Genomic DNA, 17,737 nt, shown 5'->3' on the forward strand with positions numbered 1-17,737 from the left:
TTTCAATGGGTCAGAAAGGCATCTTGAAGCCAGGCGGCAGGCCCGGCATGCCGGCGGTCAGGCCGCTCATCTTCTCGGCGGCGGTCGCCTCGGCCTTGCGCACGGCGTCGTTGAACGCGGCCGCAACCAGGTCTTCCAGCATGTCGCGGTCGTCGCCCAGCAGCGACGGGTCGATGGTGACGCGCTTGACGTCGTTCTTGCAGGTCATGACGACCTTCACCAGGCCGGCGCCCGACTGGCCTTCGACTTCGACCAGGGCCAGCTGCTCCTGCGCCTTCTTCATATTGTCCTGCATGGCTTGCGCCTGTTTCATCAAGCCTGCGAGCTGGTTTTTCATCATGGTGGGGTTCTCCAAAAGTCGGATGGGTGATTGATCGGCAGCGACGCGCTCAGGCGACCTTGACCGAGCCGGGCACGACGAACGCGTCGAAGCGTCGCTCGAGCTCCTGCACGAAAGGATCGGCGGCGACGATGGACTCGGCCAGGCGCTGGCGCTCTTCGCGCGCCGCTTTTTGTTCGGCCCCGGCTGTATACCACACCGGGCCGATCTCGGACTCCACATTCACGCGGAAGTCGGGGAAATGTTCTTGCAGCGCAGCCGCCAGCTTCTCGCTATTGCCGCTGGCGCGCAGCGTATCGACCGGCACGCGCAGCTTGAAGGTGGCCGCGCCGTCATGCACCACGCAGGCGACCAGTTCGGTCTGCAGCGCCAGTTGCTGGGCCACGCCGCGCAGCGGCAGGCCGCCGGCCAGCGCCGGCCAGTTGCCGTCCCAGGCGATCTCTGGCACGGGCGTGACGACATAGGCGTGCGGCGGCGCGGCCGGGGCCCGCACCTGGGGCGCGGGGACGACCACGGCCGGCGCCTCGGCGGCGACGGCGGTATCATCGGAAAAATCGGTGACCCAGGACGGTACATCATCTTCCTGCTGCGGCTGTTGCTGGCGGGCCTGCATGGCTGCTTGTGACTGCGGCTGCTGGGCCATGGCCTGCGGCTGTCCACCCTCCCATGGCGGTGGCGCGGTCGCGGCGCGTGCCTGCATGCCGACGCCATCGGACGGCAACGCGGCCGACGGTCCGGGGGCGGCTGGCGGCGGCGCTGCGGGCGGTGGCGCCGCTGGCGCCGGCGCGACCGGCTCGGCCCCTGGACGCTTGGGTGGGGTGCGGATGCCCGACGCGGCGCGCGCCGCTTCCAGCGCCGCATTGATCGCGGCCCGCGCCGACGTCATTGCCGGCGCGCCGGGGGCTGCTGCTGCGGTCGGCGCACTGGGCTGTACAGGCGCCGGAGGTACAGGTGCAGGCGGTGCGGCCGAAGGTGCGGCCGAAGGTGAGGCCGAACGCGGCGTCACCGCCGCATGGCTGGCCGCGGCGGCTGCCGCCGCGCGCGCAGGCGATGCGCCTACCGGCGCGGCTGCGGGCGGAGCGGCCGATGCTTCTCCCCCACCCTGTCCGGGGCGAAAGGCCAGCATGCGCAGCAGGGTCATGGTGAAGCCGGCATATTCGTCCGGCGCCAGGCCGATCTCGTTGCGGCCGTGCACGGCGATCTGGTAGTACAGCTGCACTTCCTGCGGCTCGAAGGAGCCGGCCAGGCGCATGATGTCGGCCAGCTCGGGCAGGTCTTGCGGCACGGCGCCGGGCACCGACTGCGCCAGCGCGATCCGGTGCAGCAGGGTGCCGAGGTCTTGCAGCGCGCCGTTGTACGACAGGCTGCGGCTGGCCATCTCGTCGGCCACCGCCATCAGGTCGGCGCCGTCCTGCGCCGCCAGGGCGTCGAGCAGGCGCACCAGATAAGATTGGTCGAGCGCGCCGAGCATGCCCTGCACCGCATCGAGCGTGACCTGGCCGGCCGCATAGGCGATCGCCTGGTCGGTGAGCGACAGCGCGTCGCGCATCGAGCCGTGCGCGCCTTGCGCCAGCAGGCGCAGCGCCGGTTGCTCGAAGCTTACGCCTTCCTGGCCCAGGATATTCTCCAGGTGGCCGACGATATGGCCCGGCGGCATTTGCTTGAGATTGAACTGGAGGCAGCGCGACAGCACCGTCACGGGAATCTTTTGCGGATCGGTGGTCGCCAGGATGAACTTGACGTGCGGCGGCGGTTCCTCGAGCGTCTTGAGCATCGAATTGAACGCGTGATTGGTGAGCATGTGCACCTCATCGATCATATAGACCTTGAAGCGCGCATTGCTCGGCGCGTAGACCGCCTGTTCCAGCAACTGGGCCATCTCGTCCACGCCGCGATTGGACGCCGCATCCATCTCGATGTAGTCGACGAAGCGGCCGGCATCGATCGCGCGGCAAGCCTCGCATTGTCCGCACGGCTCGGCGGTGATGCCGCCCTGCCCGTCCGGCCCGGTGCAATTGAGCGATTTGGCCAGGATGCGCGACAGGGTGGTCTTGCCGACCCCGCGCGTGCCCGTGAACAGATAGGCATGGTGCAGCCGCTCCGTGCGCAAGGCATGGGTCAGCGCACGGACGACGTGCTCCTGGCCAACCAGCGTTTCGAAGTTCTTGGGACGGTATTTGCGGGCGAGGACTTGATAGGACATGCCACGATTTTACCGCAGATGGCGGTCGTCGCGAACATTCAACGGTCGGGCTCTTGTGCAACTGGCATGAAAAATGCGAGAGACGGACGTACGGGCGCAGCTTACTGCCTGGGAAGAGATATGGGGAAGGTACTACGGAAGATACTACGGAGAAGAGATAAGAGGCGAGCCTGATCTGCGGCACTTGCGGTGAACGGCTTTGGCTGCTTCGTTCCCGACCTGACCAGGTAAACCATGCCACAATGCGCAGGGGCCCGCCAGCGCTCATTATACCTTAGCGTATGGCGTTTGGGGAAATGGCAGGCGTACGCAGTCCGGCAAATTGCCTCAGCAGCAGTTTCACCGCCAGCCTCCGCACGTCGTTCCCGCGCAGCCTCCGCACGTCGTTCCCGCGCAGCCTCCGCCCGTCGTTCCCGCGCAGGCGGGAACCCAAGTTTCATACTCAGCCACTACAGCATGAGCTTGTGGCTGCCTTACGAGCTTAGGTTCCCGCCTGCGCGGGAACGACGTGCTGGGGCAAGCTGATGCCGGAAACGGAACGAGCAGGTGCGCCAGCCTCAAATCCCCAACTGACCCCAGATCTCATCCACCTTCTTCTTGACCTCCGGCGCCATCACGATCGGCGTGCCCCACTCGCGATTGGTCTCACCCGGCCACTTATTAGTGGCATCGATCCCCATCTTGCTGCCCAGGCCGCTGATCGGCGAAGCGAAGTCGAGGTAGTCGATCGGGGTGTTGTCGACCATGACCGTGTCGCGGGTCGGATCGACGCGGGTCGTGATGGCCCAGATCACCTCTTTCCAGTCGCGCACATTGACGTCCTCGTCGACCACGACGATGAACTTGGTATACATGAACTGGCGCAGGAAACTCCAGACGCCGAACATCACCCGCTTGGCGTGGCCCGCGTACTGCTTCTTCATCTGCACCACCGCCATGCGGTAGCTGCAGCCTTCCGGCGGCAGGTAGAAATCGGTGATTTCGGTGAACTGCTTCTGCAGCAGCGGGATGAAGACTTCGTTCAGCGCCACGCCCAGCACGGCCGGCTCGTCCGGCGGCTTGCCGGTATAGGTCGAGTGATAGATCGGATCGCGCCGCATCGTGATGCGGTCGATCGTGAACACCGGAAAACTGTCCTGTTCATTATAGTAGCCGGTGTGATCGCCATACGGCCCCTCGAGCGCATGCTCGAAGCCGGACGGGTGGTTCTCGTCCGGATAGATATGCCCTTCGAGCACGATCTCGCTTGATGCCGGCACCATCAACTCGCTGCCGATCGCCTTGGTGAGCGAGGTGCGACTGCCCCGCAGCAGGCCGGCGAACTGGTATTCGGACAGCGTGTCCGGCACTGGCGTCACGGCGCCCAGGATGGTGGCCGGGTCGGCGCCCAGCGCCACCGCGATCGGATACGGCTTGCCCGGATTGGCCAGCGCGTGCTCGCGGAAATCGAGCGCGCCGCCGCGGTGGGCCAGCCAGCGCATGATCACTTTATTGGGCCCCAGCACCTGCTGGCGGTAGATGCCCAGGTTCTGGCGTTTCTTGTTCGGGCCCTTGGTGATGACAAGACCCCAGGTGATCAGGGGCGCGACGTCACCCGGCCAGCAGTGCTGGATCGGCAGGCGGGCGAGGTCCACGTCCTGGCCCTCCCAGACGACTTCCTGGCAGGGCGCGCCTTTTACTTCTTTCGGCGCCATATCCCACACCGCCTTGACGAGCGAACCCATGCCCATGATGTCCTTGAACCCCTTGGGTGGCTCGGGCTCCTTCAGGCGCGCAAGCACGTGGCCAATTTGACGCAGCTCACTCAAATCCTGCGCCCCCATGCCCAGCGCCACCCGCTTCGGGGTGCCGAACAGGTTGCCGAGGACGGGGATCGTGTGCCCGGTCGGCTGCCGGAACAGCAGCGCGGGACCTTCGGCGCGCAGGGTGCGGTCGCAGATTTCGGTCATTTCGAGGTTGGTTGACACCGGAATGTCAACGTGTTTGAGCTCGCCCATGCGTTCAAGCTGGGCCATAAAATCTCGCAAGTCTGTATATTTCATCAAGTTTTGAGCATTTCTTCGATTGCAGAACGTAAGTGAGAGGGTGGAGCCAAGTGATTGATTCGTCAAGTATTTCTATTTGGAAGGCCACTTCATCAGAACCAAAAGTAATAAGAGACAGGCGTGCTAGGGTTGACTTGATATAAGGTCCGCCCCTACAATCCGTCCTACTTGATGAGACGGCCTTACCTTTTTTGCCACAATTTTAGCTGTTCTCATGCATTCACGGGGTCGGGGCCCCACACGACATTTTAAGGAGTGTTTTCTTTTTGGGCGTCTGCCCATATCCCCCGAGACAGTTGTTGAGCCACTGGTCCCTGCCCTACGGGTTAGCAGCCAGCTGAAGCAAAGCAATGACGGCGTTAGTCGGCCGCGTCGCGGCGACAAACGATTTTCTGATGCACGGCAAACACATTCTGCGTTTCGCTCACAGCGACACGACGGGATTCTTTTCGCCGCGACAAGGGGAAAATTCGATGTTTCATCGTTTAACCACGAGCGCAAGGCTCGTGCAATCCATGGCCAGCCAGCCAATCACGTGGTCTTCCGTGAGCAAAACGGCAAGCGGTTTCATGAAAACCGCCCGCACTACCCTGACCGTATTCGGTCTGACCGCAGTTGCCATGCTGGCGCTGCTGTACACCAATGACAGTTTCGCCAAGCGCGTTTCTGAAATGCTGCATCCGCAGCCAGTCGTCGTCGCCGCTGCAGAGCCGGTGGCAATCGTCGCGCCCACGCCAAAGGCCGTGGCCGAAGCAGTTGCCGTCGAAACGACGCACCTGCGCGATTCGCATGCCATGCTGGGTGACAGCAAGCAGCAGCAATACGTCACCACCTGGCTGTCGAAGCGTTATCGCGTCGCCGGCGATGCCGCCAATATGCTGGTCTCGACCGCCTATCTGACGGCGCACGAGCTGAAACTCGATCCGCTGCTGATCCTGGCGGTGATGGCGATCGAATCGGGCCTGAACCCGTTCGCCGAAAGCGCGATGGGCGCCAAGGGCCTGATGCAGGTCATGGCCAAGGTCCATCACGACAAGTTCGAGGACGTGGGCGGCCCGCAGGCGGCCCTGAATCCGGTCGCCAACATCCGTGTCGGCGCCCTGATCCTGAAGGACTACGTCAAGCGTACCGGCTCGGTCGAAGGCGGCCTGAAAACCTACGTCGGCGCAGCCAACTTCGACACCGACTCGGGCTATGGTCACAAGGTGCTGACCGAGTACCGTTTGCTCAAGAAGGTCTCGAAAGGCCAGAACGTCCCGGTGCGCACCCCACGCGTGACGCCGGCGCCGGTGACCATCGTCGCCGCCAAGCAGACCGAATCCGACACGGCCAAGCCTGAAGCGAAGCCGCTGCAGGAAACCACCACCGCCTCCACCACCGGCGCGCACGTGCCGAATGTGGAGCCGCTGGCCGGGCTGTAAGGTTACGAGGGGAGTTCCCTGGATGCCACCGCTGAGGCGGTGGTTTTTGCGTTTGCGCTATATATATATAGTTAGCGCTGTGGGTTGTGCAAGCGACTTGGGTTCCCGCCTGCGCGGGAACGACGTTGATTGGGTCGGTCGAACAGCCATTGACGCGACTTCGAACACGTACGTAAGCACGTCGTTCCCGCGCAGGCGGGAACCCAAGCCCGCCGCAAACCACACCCCCAACAAAAAAGCCACCTGCTCGCGCACGGTGGCTTTTTCTCGTCAAGCTGAAAGCAAAACGATCAGCGACGCTCGTTCGCCGCCACTTCATCCGGCCGCATGCGCGACGCCAATTTATCCAGCACGCCATTGACATACTTGTGCCCATCGATCCCGCCGAACGACTTGGTCAATTCGACCGCCTCGTTGATCACGACGCGGTACGGAATCTCGGGATGGTTCTTCAGCTCGTAGGCGCCCAGCAGCAGCACCGCGTGCTCGATTGGCGACAGTTCGGCGATCGAGCGGTCGATCAGCGGGGCGATCGACTCGCGCAGCTCGACCGAAGTGCCGATCGCGCCATTGAGCAGCGCCGAGAAGAACTCGCTGTCGGCCTTGTCGAAGCCGTGGGCGCCGCGGATATTGGTCGAGACCACCCGCGCCGGTTCATTATTCAGCAGCCATTGGTACAGACCCTGGAGCGCGAACTCGCGCGCGCGGTGGCGCGGCGTGCGGTTCTTGCTCGGGTTGGCGTGCGTACTCTTGTCAGTCATTGTTTTCTTGCCTTTACTGTTATTCGTCCTCTGGCACCAGCTCGTCCAGCGCCATCAGGAGGTTGGCCATTTCGACCGCGACGCGTGCGGCGTCGCCGCCCTTCTCGGCCATGCGGACCTCGGCCTGCTCGTCGGTCTCGGTGGTCAGGATCGCGTTGGCGATCGGGATGCCGTAGTCGAGGCCGATGCGGGTGATGCCGGCGCCCGATTCGTTCGACACCAGCTCGAAGTGGTAGGTTTCGCCGCGGATCACCGCGCCCAGGGCGATCAGCGCGTCGAACTGCTCGGTGACAGCCATGCGCTGCAGCGCCAGCGGAACTTCGAGCGCGCCCGGCACGGTCACGTGCAGGATGTCTTCGTCGGCCACGCCCAGGCGCTTGAGTTCAGCCAGGCAGGACGACAGCAGGCCGTGGCCCACGTCGGCGTTGAAACGGGCCTGCACGATACCGATACGCAGGTCTTCGCCCTGCAGATTGCTTTCAAAAGTTCCTACCGTCATGGCTGACCTCTTCTTGTTGATTGGTTGATTGTTCAGGCTTCCGGGCGCGGTACGTAGCCGGTCACTTCCAGGTCGAAACCGGTCATCGACGGCATCTTGCGCGGATTGGCCAGCAGCTGCATCTTGCCCACGCCCAGGGCGCGCAGGATCTGGGCGCCGATGCCGTAGGTGCGCAAGTCCATCGACGCGGCGCGTGCGCCGGCGCGGCTGGTCTTGCCGTCCTGCGGCGCCAGCTGGGCGAACAATTGGTCTGCGCTTTCGCCGCAGTTGAGCAGCACGATCACACCGGCGTCGCTGGCCTTGATCGTCTTCATGGCCGAGGCCATGTCCCACGAGTGGGTGGTAGCGCGGTTCTCGAGCAGGTCGAGGATCGACACCGGCTGGTGCACGCGCACCAGCGCTTCCTTCTCAGGCGACAGCTCGCCGTGGACCAGGGCCAGGTGGGCGCTGCCGCTCGGCGCGTCGCGGAAGGCGACCAGCTGGAACTCACCGGCCTCGGTCGACAGCGTACGCTCGGCCACGCGCTCGACCAGGCACTCGTTCTGGCTGCGGTAGTGGATCAGGTCGGCGATGGTGCCGATCTTGAGCTTATGCTCTTTCGCGAACTCGATCAGGTCGGGCAGGCGCGCCATGGTGCCGTCTTCCTTGATGATCTCGCAGATCACCGAGGCCGGGGTCAGGCCCGCCATATGGGTCAGGTCGCAACCCGCTTCGGTATGCCCGGCGCGCATCAGGACGCCGCCCTTCTGGGCGCGCAGCGGGAAGATATGGCCCGGCTGCACCAGGTCGTCCGGGGTCGTGCCCTTGTTCACCGCCACCTGGATGGTGCGCGCGCGGTCGGCCGCCGAGATGCCGGTGGTGACGCCTTCGGCCGCTTCGATCGACACGGTGAAATTGGTGCCGAACGAGGTGCCGTTACGCGAGGTCATCATCGGCAGCGCCAGGCGGTCGCAGATTTCCTCGGACAGGGTCAGGCAGACCAGGCCGCGCGCATGGCGGATCATGAAGTTGATCGCCTCGGGCGTGACGAAGTCGGCTGCAAGCACGAGGTCGCCTTCGTTCTCGCGATCTTCCTCGTCGACCAGGATGACCATGCGGCCGGCGCGCAGTTCGGCAACGATGTCCTCGGTGCTGGAAATAGACATACGGGATTCCTTGAAACGGGAGAGTTATGCGTAATCCGCTATTTTAATGGATTTACAGGCTTTCAACCGCATTGTCGGCCCCTGCCTCTCCCCAATTCGGCAGCACAGCCGCCTTGTCGCGTCAACTGGCGTTACGATTGAGCAACAACTAGTGATTTTGCGGCTTTAAATTGTTAAGCTCGATGTTTTCAGGTGCAACATCGTACTGTGTCCACACACAACTGGATTATTATTAAGACATCTTTACCGTGCCCGTCCAGGCGGTGCGGGCCATTTTTTGGAGTTGCCATGCCGGTAGCCGTCCACGCCAGCCATCCAGGCGCCGCCCCATGCAAAGGGCGGCGCTGATGGCCACGATCCTGATCGTCGACGACCGGCCGAGCAACCGCAGCTATCTCGGCGCCCTGCTCGGCTATACCGAGCACCGGATCCTCGAAGCCGAGGACGGCGCCCGCGCGCTCGCCATCACGCGCGCCGAGCGCCCCGAGCTGATCATCACCGACATCCTGATGCCGACCATGGACGGCTACGAGTTCGTCCAGCAGCTGCGCGCCGATCCTGCCCTGCGCGCGACCCGCGTCATCTTCTTCTCGGCCGTCTATTCGGAGCGCGAGACGATGGCCATGGCGGCGCGCTGCGGCGTGACCACGGTATTGGGCAAGCCTTCCGAACCGCAGCGTATCCTCGAAGCCGTGGCTGCCGAACTGGGCGTGGTGCAGGGCGCGCCGGCGCCGGCGCTGCCTTCCGGCCGCGAGCACGACCGCGACCTGCCGTTCGACCTGTGCGCGCGCCTGTCCGAGCTGGAGCGCATGTGCATGATGCTGGTGGGCGAGCGCCGCGTCGAGGCCCTGGCTGATGCCTTCGTGGACGCCGCGCGGCGCGTGCTGGACGCCGATTGCGTCGCCCTGTGCCTGCTGGCCAGCACCGAGTGCACCGTGCGCCACCTGGCCACCCATGGCGTGGAAAGCGGCCTGCTCGATGCCTGCGCGCTGAACGAGCAAGACCTGCCCGGCGTGCTGCTGCGCGCCCGCGCCCCGCTGCGCCTGGACGGCGACGACGCCCTGCTGGCCACACTGCCCCAGCACCACCCCGAGGTCGGCCACCTGCTCGGCCTGCAGGTGCACGACCTGCAGCATCCGCTCGGCTGGCTGTATTGCACGCGCCGGGTCGGCGCGGCGCCGTTCTCGGACGAAGAAGAACGCTGGGCCACGGCCCTGGCGGCCCAGCTGGCGGTGGCCTACGAAAACCTGAACCTGTACGAAGTCGTGCAACGCCACGCCGCCCAGCTGCAGCTCGAGGCGCTGGCGCGCGCCGATTCCGACGCCGCCCTGCGCGACAGCGAGCACCGGCTGGAACTGGCGCGCCAGGTGTTCGACAGCACGCAGGAAGCGATCCTGATGACCGACGCCGACGCCAGGATCGTCGCCGTCAATCCGGCCTTCGAGGAAATCACGGGCTACCGCGAAGCCGAGGTGCTCGGGCGCAGCCCGGCCATGCTGCGCTCGGGGCGCCACGACCCCGCCTTCTACCGCGCGATGTGGGACTGCCTGGAACGGGATGGCCAGTGGCGCGGCGAAGTCTGGAACCGCCGCAAGAACGGCGAGATCTACCCCGAACGCACCAGCCTGAGCGCGGTGCGCGACGACGATGGCAGGATCACGGCCTATGTATCGGTGTCGACCGACCTGTCGGCCCTCAAGGCGGCCCACCACCAGCTGGATTTCTTGTCGAACCACGACGCACTGACCCTGCTGCCGAACCGCTCGCTGTTCAACGACCGCATGCAGCAGGCGCTGGCCGCCGCGCGCAAGGACGCGACCCAGGTGGCGCTGCTGCTGTTTAACGTCGACCGCCTGTCGCGCATCAACGATAGCCTGGGCCACGCGGCCGGCGACGCCGTGCTGCGCGAGGTGGCGCACCGCGCCGGCGCGGTGGCCGGCGCCACCGACACCGTGGCGCGCCTGTCGGGCGACGAATTCGTGCTGCTGCTGACCAGCTTCGACGACACCGACGACGTGATCTATTGCGCCCAGCGCCTGATGGAAGCCGTGTCCCAGCCGCTGCTGGTCGGCGAGCACGACGTGGTGGTCACCGGCAGCATCGGCATCAGCGTCTATCCGCGCGACGGCGACGTCCCGGGCGACCTGCTGAAAGCGGCCGACGCCGCGTTGACCCTGGTGAAGGAATCGGGCCGCAACGGCTTCAGGTTCTTCAAGGGCGAGATGAACGCCGAGGCGCTGCGCTGGCTGGCGCTGGAGACGCGCCTGCGACGCGCGATCGAGCGCGACGAGCTGTCGCTGCACTATCAGCCGCAGGTCTCGCGCCTGGATGGCCGCGTGGTCGGCATGGAAGCGCTGCTGCGCTGGCGCAGCGACGAGATCGGGTCGGTCTCGCCCGCCGACTTCATCCCGCTGGCCGAGGACACGGGCCTGATCCACCCGATCGGCGAATGGGTGATCCGCCAGGCCTGCTTCCAGAACAAGGCCTGGCAAAACGCCGGCCTGGGCCCGGTACGGGTGGCGGTCAATGTCTCGGCCAGCCAGTTCAAGGCCGGCAGCGTGGCCCAGGTCGTGCGCACCGCGTTGCAGGACAGCGGCCTGGAAGCACAATGGCTCGAGGTCGAGCTGACCGAAAGCGTGATGCTGGGCGACAGCGTCGCGGCCGAGGCCCAGATGGCCGAGCTGCGCGCGATGGGGGTCTCGCTGTCGCTGGACGACTTCGGCACCGGCTACTCGTCGCTCGGCTACCTGTCGCGCTTCCCGCTCGATAAACTCAAGATCGACCAGACCTTCGTGCGCAATATCGCCACCGAGCAGCGCAGCGCCGCCATCGCCCAGGCCACGATCGCCCTGGCCCAGGGCCTGTCGCTGGCGGTGGTGGCCGAAGGCGTGGAAACGGTCGGCCAGCGCGATTTTCTCGGCTCCCTCGGCTGTGACGTCCTGCAGGGCTATCTGTACGGGCGGCCGGTGCCGGCCTTCGAGATGGCCCAGCTGCTGGCGAAAGGGCGGGTCATCCTCTGAAACAAGCGCGGGTTCGGCACCAGGTTTAGCGCAGACTTAAGCTCATCCGTGCCAGCCCTCGCGCCATGTAGAATGCAATAACCAAGTCTTTCGGGAACCATTGAATGAGCAACAACTTCGTACGCGGCCTGCCGTTGATGGCGCTGGCCGCGATACTGGGCCTGTCCCCGCTTGCGCAGAGCGCGCCGCAGGCAGCCCAGGCGCCGACGCTGCAGATGGAATCGCCCATCCCGGTCGGCCCGCAAGTCAAGGTCGGGAAACTGGACAACGGCCTCACCTACTACATCCAGCGCAATGCGCGCCCCGAACGCAAGCTCGAACTGCGGCTGGTGGTCAAGGCCGGCTCGATCCTCGAGGATGAAGACCAGCGCGGCCTGGCCCACTTCGTCGAGCACATGGCCTTCAACGGCACCACCAACTTCCGCAAGCACGAGCTGGTGTCCTATCTGCAGTCGATCGGCGTGGGCTTCGGCGCCGACCTGAACGCGTACACCTCGTTCGACGAAACCGTCTACATCCTCCCGATCCCGACCGACAAGCCGGAACACGTGAGCAAGGCCTTCCAGGTACTCGAAGACTGGGCCCATGGCGTGCGCTTCGATGCCGATGCCATCGAGAAGGAGCGCGGCATCGTGCTGGAAGAGCTGCGCCTCGGCAAAGGCGCCTCGGATCGCATGGGCAAAGAGATCTATCCGCGCCTGTTCAACGGCTCGAAGTATGCCGAACGGCTGCCAATCGGCCGAGAGGACGTGCTGCGTAATTTCAAGCCGGAGACCCTCAAGCGCTTCTACCGCGACTGGTACCGCCCCGACCTGATGGCGGTGGTGGTGGTCGGCGACGTCGACCCGGCGCGCGCCGAGAAGCTCGTCAAACAGCATTTCGCGCGCCTGAAGAACCCGGCCAATCCGCGCCCACGAGACTACGCCGCCATTCCGGCGCGCGCCGATACCGAGGCGCTGGTCGTGACCGACCCGGAAGCCAACGGCAATGCGGTCCTGATCCGCTACCCGGTGCAGCCGGTGCGCGAGCTGGGCACCATCGGCGCCTACCGCGAAGAACTGGTGCAATCGCTGTTCGGGACCATGCTCAACCAGCGCCTGGCGGAATTGGCCCAGCTGCCCGACGCGCCCTACCTGGGCGCGGGCAGCTCGCTCGGCAAGCTGACGCCGCGCTACCATTCCTACAACTCGTCGGCCGCCATCGGCCCGCGCGGCGCCCTGCCGGCGATCACGGCCCTGGTCCAGGAAAACGAACGCGCGCGCCAGCACGGCTTCGGCGAGCAGGAGCTCGAGCGGGCCAAGAAAAACCTGATGCGCACCTACGAGCAGGCTTGGCTCGAGCGCGCCAAAAGCGACTCGGCGACCTATGCCGCCGAATACATCCGCAACTTCCTGCAGGACGAAGCGATCCCCGGCATCGAGACCGAGTGGCGCTACGTACAGCAGCTGGTGCCGGGCATTTCGGTCGCCGAAATGAACGATTACGCACAGCGCACGATCCCGGCGGATTCGGGCAAGCTGGTGCTGTACACGGGCGTCAGCAAAGGCGACCAGCAAGCCGACGCGCCGACCGGCGCGCAGCTGCTGGCGGCGGTCAGCGAGGCCGCGCGCCAGCCGGTGGAGCGGCACGACGAAAAACTGCTGGCGACGCGCCTGATGGAACGGCCGGCGCAGCCGGGCAAGATCACCGCCGAGCAGCACGACAAGGCGCTGGGCCTGACGCGCCTGACCCTGTCGAACGGGGTCAAGGTGATCCTCAAGCCCACCGACTTCCGCAACGACCAGGTGATGCTGAGCGCGGCCCGTCCCGGCGGCCAGAGCCTGTTCCCGGACGGCGACATCCTCAATGCGCGCTTCTCGAACGCGATCGTGGCCAGCATGGGCGTGAAGGACTTTTCTCCGCTCGACATGCGCAAGATCCTGGCCGGCAAGGCGGCCGGCGTGACCGTGGGCCTGGGCAGCTATAGCGACGTGATCGCGGGCGCGTCTGGCGCCACCGACATCGAGACCATGCTGCAGCTCTTGTGGCTGAAGTTCGCCGATGTGCGCCGCGACGAAGGGCTGTTCCACGCCTACATCGACAAGCAGGCCGAGATCGCGCGCAACCAGAGCGGCCTGCCGGGACGCTACTTCAACGACGCGCTGGTGGCGGCCCTGTACAACAACCACCCGCGCGCACCGCGCACGCTCGATGCCGAGGAATACGCCAAGATCGACCTGGACCGCAGCATCGACATCTTCCGCCAGCGCTTCTCGAGCGCCAAGGACCTGACCTTCATCCTCGTCGGCAGCTTCGACGAGCAAAAGATCCGGCCACTGCTGGCGACCTATCTCGGCACCCTGCCCACGCCCGACATCCCGGTCGCCTTCCGCGACGTCGGCCTGCGCCCGGCCACCGGCGTGGTCAAGCGCGAGGTGCGCAGCGGGTCGGAACCGAAGAGCAGCATCGCGCTCAACTTCACCGGCCCGGCCGAATTCACCGAAGCCGAGCAGCTGCGCCTGTCGGCGCTGATCGAAGTGACCAATCTGCGCATCATCGAGGTACTGCGCGAGAAGATGGCGATGATCTATGGCGGCGGCGCCAGCGGCACCCTGAGCAAGATCCCATACGGGAACTACTCGGTCGGCATCAGCCTGCCGACCGGACCGGAACACGTGGACAAGGTGATCGCCGCGACCTTCGCCGAAATCGCGCGCCTGCAGGAACACGGCCCGGACGCGGCGGAGCTGGACAAGGTCAAGACCGGCTGGATCCAGAACCACCGGCGCTCGCTGCGCGAGAACGGCTACTGGGTGGCGAACCTGCAGTCGGCACTGACCGAGGGCACCGATCCGGCCTCGATCCTCTCGGTGGAGAAGCAGGTGCAGGCCCTGACGGCGGAAGACATCAGGACGGCGGCGCGCCGTTACTTCAACACGAACAACTACGTGCAGGTGGTGCTCAATCCGGAAACGCAGGCGGCGGCCAAGGTAGCCAGCGCACCGGGTGCGGGCACTAGGAACGCCTCCCGCTAGTCAAGCCCCTGACGTAGATGAGGTAGTACACCAGCCCGACCAGCACGCCGCCGCCGACGGCATTGCCCAGCACGACGGCGGCGAGGTTGCGTGCCATGCCGGCTGCCAGCGCCGCATCCGCCCCGCCTTCGAGCAGCAGCGCCATCGCAAAGAAGTACAGGTTGGCGACGCTGTGCTCGAAGCCGGCGGCGATGAAGGCGGAGATGGGGAAGATCAGCACGACCACTTTGTCGATCACGCTGCGCCCCGCCATGCTCATCCATACCCCGAGGCACACCAGCGCGTTGCACAGCACACCCCTGAAAAACGCGGTCCAGAACGGCAGCCCGGCCTTGCCGGCGGCGATCGCCAGGTAGGTGTCGCCGACCGCGCCATCGTTCATCGCAGCCTGACCTGCCAGGTGGACCAGCACGGCCAGCCCGACCGCCCCGACCAGGTTGCCGCACAGGACGATGGTCCAGTTGCGCAGCACCTGGCCGGTCGTGATCAACCCGTGTGCCCTGGCCATCACCAGCAGATTATTACCGGTGAAAAGCTCGGCCCCCGCGATCACTACCATGACGAGCCCGAGGCAGAACACGCCGCCACCCAGCACCTGCCTGGCCGCGAAGCCGAGCGTGGGATCGGAACGGACGAGGACGTAATACAGCGCGCCCAGTCCGATGAAGGCGCCGGCCAGGATGGCGAGCATCACTTGCGGCAGCAGCGGCAGGCCCGCCTTCTTGACCCCACTTTGCCTGACGAGGGCGGCGACTTCCTGGGGCGAATAGGCGTCGAAGGCAAACAGCGGCGCCAGCGCCTCGTCGGCAGCTCGGCTGCGCTCGTTCATAACAGGAGCGCCGGAATCAAATTGACGAACAAGATCTTCACGATCGTCATGCCCGGGAAGATCATGGCGTAGCCGACGTCGGGCTGGTCGGTCGGCGCCAGCTTGTTGGCATAGGCGACGATCGCCGGATTGCCGGTGGCGCCGGCGACGATGCCGGCCACCTCGTCGTAAGGCATCTTGAACATGAAGAGCCCCATCAACAGGACCGGCAGCACCAGGGCCAGCACGGCGACCGTGGCCAGGCCCAGCATCAGGAAGCCGGTGGCCGAGACCGTGGCGGCGAACTTGGGGCCTGCCGACATGCCGACCTGGGCCAGGAACAGGGTCAGTCCGAGGTTGCGCATGACCAGGTTGGCCGGCAGCGGGATGGTCCAGTTCACGCGACCGGTGCGGCGCAGCTTGCCCAGCACCAGCGCCGCGATCAGCACCCCGGCCAGGCCGAAGCTGACCTTGCCCAGTCCCGGCATGGTGACGCTGACCAGGCCGATGATGAGGCCCAGCGCCATGCCCAGGCCGATCGAGATATAGCTCAATTCGGCCGTGGCCTTGATCGAGTCGCCGAAATACTTGCGCAGCGCCGCGAACTGATCGCGGTGGGCAAACACCCCGACCCGGTCCCCGGGCTCGAGCACCAGGTCGCGCGCGGGGAGCATGTCGGCGTCGCCGCGCCGCACATGCACCACCAGCGAACCCGGGCCGCCCGGCAGCGCGAGTTCGCCGAGCCGGTGGCCGATCACCGCCGGCTTCGAAGCGAACAGGCGGATATAGTCGATGTCGCTGCGGTCCGCGCTGATGCGGCCGGGCGCCGCCTCGCCCAGGTCGATGCGCACGCGGTCGAGGGTTTCCTGGTCGGGACCGATGGCGAGCACCACATCGTCGGCGCCCAGGATAATGTCGGGCGAGGCTGGCAGATTGTGATGCTGGTGCCGCAGGGCGACGATCTGGATGCCGGCCGGCAGCGTGGTCATCACTTCACCCAGTTTGCGGCCGATGTGCTGTGGATTGCGCAGGGCGATCTCGAGCAGTTCCAGGTTGGCGCTTTTCTGCTCGACCTTCGGCTTCATGATCAGGAAAGTCAGGTACAGGATCAGGATCGGGACTGCCACGCCGAACGGATAGGCGACCGAGTAGCCCACCGCCGCATCGTTGTTGCCGAGCGTGGTCATGGCGGCCTGCAGTGTAGCGGTGCTGGTGCCCGCGCCAGCGAACAGGCCCAGCGCATGGCCAGGCGTGACGAGCCCGATGAACAGCACGCTCACCGCGCCCGCCAGCGCCACGCCGGTGAGCGCCATGACGTTCGCCTTGAGCCCCTTCATGCTGCTCAAGCCGATGAAGAACTGCTTGCCGTACTGGATGCCGATGGCATACAGGAACATCGCCAGGCCCAAGGTCCCGACCATGGGCGACGGCGCCGACTGCGGCGCGAACCAGCCGACGGCCAGCGCGACGAACAGCACCGCACCAGCGCCCAGCGAGAATCCCTTGATATTGATTTCTCCGGCCAGGTAGCCGATCGCAATGACGAGGAACAGCGCCACCAGCGGCTGCTGCTCGAGCAAGTTTTTAATGAATTCCATGGTCGTCCCCTCAGTACACCGTCAGCCCGCGGCTGCGGAACTGCGCGCGCACCCGCTCCGTCAGTTCCGGCGCCGGCGGTTCGACGTTTTCCAGCGTGTAGTCGAGGCCGAGCCGGTGCCACTTGTCGCGGCCCATCTGGTGAAAGCGCAGGATTTCCACCCTCTCGAGCGAGCGTATCCCGGCGGCGATGTCGGCCACTTTTTCGACGTTGTCCCAGGCGTCGGTCAGGCCCGGCGCGAGCACGAAGCGCACCCATACCGGACGCCCCAGTTCGGACAGGCGCCGGGCATAGTCGAGCGTTGGTTGCAGCGGGTGGCGCGTCACCTTTTCATAGATGGCCGGATCGCCGGATTTAATGTCGAGCAGGTTCAGGTCGATCTGCATCAGGTCGTCGTCGGACAGGCGCGCGCCCAGCCGGCCCGCGGTGTCGACGCAGGTATGCAGGCCGAGCGCCTTGCAGCGCCGGAAGACCTGCATCATGAAGGCCTTCTGCACCATCGGTTCGCCGCCGGACAGCGTGATGCCGCCGTGGCTGGCCTTGAGCACCTGTGCGTACTTCGCGATCTCGTGCAGGCTGCGCCCCAACGTGACCGGGCGGCCGTTGAGCTTGTGCCAGGTGTCCGGGTTATGGCAGTACTGGCAGCGCAGCAGGCACCCGGACAGGAAGGCGACGAAGCGCAGCCCCGGGCCGTCCACCGTGCTGCCCACCTCCCACGAGTGCACGTAGCCGACCATGTCTTCGTCCCGGTCTTCCTCCTCTTCGAGATCGCCCGGCTGGATGGCGTAGAAATGGTGCGCCTTGACCTCGTCCGCGCCATCGCGGGTCAGGTGCAGTTCGTAGCGGCTGCCGGACAAGGATTGATGGTGGTGACTCATGCTGGC

The 17,737-nt window shown here is 65.6% G+C and carries 12 protein-coding genes and 1 other RNA gene; 3 read left to right on the forward strand and 10 right to left on the reverse strand.

Annotated features, from left to right (window positions below; genetic code table 11):
- Positions 1-10: 10 nt before the first annotated feature.
- From SOM61_RS14610 to ubiD, 4 genes are all read right to left on the reverse strand, one after another.
- Complete coding sequence (locus SOM61_RS14610; RefSeq protein ID WP_123068667.1) at positions 11-340, reverse strand: YbaB/EbfC family nucleoid-associated protein; 330 nt, start codon at positions 338-340, stop codon at positions 11-13.
- A 49-nt stretch (positions 341-389) separates the two neighbouring features.
- Complete coding sequence (locus SOM61_RS14615) at positions 390-2,543, reverse strand: DNA polymerase III subunit gamma/tau (protein WP_320474755.1); 2,154 nt, start codon at positions 2,541-2,543, stop codon at positions 390-392.
- 160 nt (positions 2,544-2,703) lie between these two features.
- Positions 2,704-2,802: signal recognition particle sRNA small type (ffs, locus tag SOM61_RS14620), an RNA gene on the reverse strand.
- A gap of 298 nt (positions 2,803-3,100) precedes the next feature.
- Positions 3,101-4,585, reverse strand: a complete 1,485-nt coding sequence (gene ubiD, locus SOM61_RS14625; protein ID WP_320474756.1) for a 4-hydroxy-3-polyprenylbenzoate decarboxylase — start codon at positions 4,583-4,585, stop codon at positions 3,101-3,103.
- 572 nt (positions 4,586-5,157) lie between these two features.
- Here ubiD and SOM61_RS14630 point away from each other — a divergent pair.
- Positions 5,158-6,009 (forward strand): transglycosylase SLT domain-containing protein, encoded by an 852-nt coding sequence (locus SOM61_RS14630; protein ID WP_320474757.1) that lies wholly within the window; start codon positions 5,158-5,160, stop codon positions 6,007-6,009.
- Positions 6,010-6,299: 290 nt separating this feature from the next.
- Here the strand turns inward: SOM61_RS14630 and nusB are convergent, their stop codons facing one another.
- From nusB to ribBA, 3 genes are read right to left on the reverse strand one after another with little or no spacing between them, the layout of a single operon-like run.
- Positions 6,300-6,770 carry a transcription antitermination factor NusB gene (gene nusB / locus SOM61_RS14635; RefSeq protein WP_320474758.1) on the reverse strand — a complete coding sequence of 157 codons (471 nt, stop codon included), beginning with the start codon at positions 6,768-6,770 and terminating at the stop codon, positions 6,300-6,302.
- 19 nt (positions 6,771-6,789) lie between these two features.
- Entirely contained in the window at positions 6,790-7,269 is a 480-nt protein-coding gene (gene ribH, locus SOM61_RS14640; protein WP_005671273.1) for a 6,7-dimethyl-8-ribityllumazine synthase, read from the reverse strand.
- A 32-nt stretch (positions 7,270-7,301) separates the two neighbouring features.
- Complete coding sequence (gene ribBA / locus SOM61_RS14645) at positions 7,302-8,414, reverse strand: bifunctional 3,4-dihydroxy-2-butanone-4-phosphate synthase/GTP cyclohydrolase II (RefSeq protein WP_320474759.1); 1,113 nt, start codon at positions 8,412-8,414, stop codon at positions 7,302-7,304.
- Between the two features lie 329 nt (positions 8,415-8,743).
- Between ribBA and SOM61_RS14650 the strand changes: the two genes are divergently transcribed.
- Together SOM61_RS14650 and SOM61_RS14655 are read left to right on the forward strand one after the other, a co-directional pair.
- Entirely contained in the window at positions 8,744-11,434 is a 2,691-nt protein-coding gene (locus tag SOM61_RS14650; RefSeq protein WP_320474760.1) for a two-component system response regulator, read from the forward strand.
- 104 nt (positions 11,435-11,538) lie between these two features.
- Positions 11,539-14,448, forward strand: a complete 2,910-nt coding sequence (locus SOM61_RS14655; protein WP_320474761.1) for a M16 family metallopeptidase — start codon at positions 11,539-11,541, stop codon at positions 14,446-14,448.
- Here the strand turns inward: SOM61_RS14655 and SOM61_RS14660 are convergent.
- Genes SOM61_RS14660 through pflA form a run of 3 tightly spaced genes read right to left on the reverse strand, consistent with a single transcriptional unit; the run spans position 14,429 to position 17,731 of the window.
- Complete coding sequence (locus tag SOM61_RS14660; protein WP_320474762.1) at positions 14,429-15,277, reverse strand: formate/nitrite transporter family protein; 849 nt, start codon at positions 15,275-15,277, stop codon at positions 14,429-14,431. The two genes, SOM61_RS14655 and SOM61_RS14660, sit on opposite strands and share 20 nt — an antisense overlap.
- Positions 15,274-16,854, reverse strand: a complete 1,581-nt coding sequence (locus SOM61_RS14665; protein ID WP_320474763.1) for an aspartate:alanine exchanger family transporter — start codon at positions 16,852-16,854, stop codon at positions 15,274-15,276. The genes SOM61_RS14660 and SOM61_RS14665 overlap by 4 nt, the downstream gene beginning before the upstream one ends.
- A 10-nt stretch (positions 16,855-16,864) precedes the next feature.
- Complete coding sequence (pflA, locus tag SOM61_RS14670; RefSeq protein ID WP_320474764.1) at positions 16,865-17,731, reverse strand: pyruvate formate-lyase-activating protein; 867 nt, start codon at positions 17,729-17,731, stop codon at positions 16,865-16,867.
- Positions 17,732-17,737 lie beyond the last annotated feature (6 nt).

It is taken from the genome of Massilia sp. CFBP9012 (assembly GCF_034045115.1).
Lineage (GTDB): Bacteria > Pseudomonadota > Gammaproteobacteria > Burkholderiales > Burkholderiaceae_D > Telluria.

Coding starts and splice junctions, on each gene's coding strand:
- SOM61_RS14610 (WP_123068667.1), bottom strand. CDS start 340: ATGATGAAAAACCAGCTCGCAGGCTTGATGAAACAGGCGCAAGCCATG.
- SOM61_RS14615 (WP_320474755.1), bottom strand. CDS start 2,543: ATGTCCTATCAAGTCCTCGCCCGCAAATACCGTCCCAAGAACTTCGAA.
- ubiD (WP_320474756.1), bottom strand. CDS start 4,585: ATGAAATATACAGACTTGCGAGATTTTATGGCCCAGCTTGAACGCATG.
- SOM61_RS14630 (WP_320474757.1), top strand. CDS start 5,158: ATGAAAACCGCCCGCACTACCCTGACCGTATTCGGTCTGACCGCAGTT.
- nusB (WP_320474758.1), bottom strand. CDS start 6,770: ATGACTGACAAGAGTACGCACGCCAACCCGAGCAAGAACCGCACGCCG.
- ribH (WP_005671273.1), bottom strand. CDS start 7,269: ATGACGGTAGGAACTTTTGAAAGCAATCTGCAGGGCGAAGACCTGCGT.
- ribBA (WP_320474759.1), bottom strand. CDS start 8,414: ATGTCTATTTCCAGCACCGAGGACATCGTTGCCGAACTGCGCGCCGGC.
- SOM61_RS14650 (WP_320474760.1), top strand. CDS start 8,744: ATGCAAAGGGCGGCGCTGATGGCCACGATCCTGATCGTCGACGACCGG.
- SOM61_RS14655 (WP_320474761.1), top strand. CDS start 11,539: ATGAGCAACAACTTCGTACGCGGCCTGCCGTTGATGGCGCTGGCCGCG.
- SOM61_RS14660 (WP_320474762.1), bottom strand. CDS start 15,277: ATGAACGAGCGCAGCCGAGCTGCCGACGAGGCGCTGGCGCCGCTGTTT.
- SOM61_RS14665 (WP_320474763.1), bottom strand. CDS start 16,854: ATGGAATTCATTAAAAACTTGCTCGAGCAGCAGCCGCTGGTGGCGCTG.
- pflA (WP_320474764.1), bottom strand. CDS start 17,731: ATGAGTCACCACCATCAATCCTTGTCCGGCAGCCGCTACGAACTGCAC.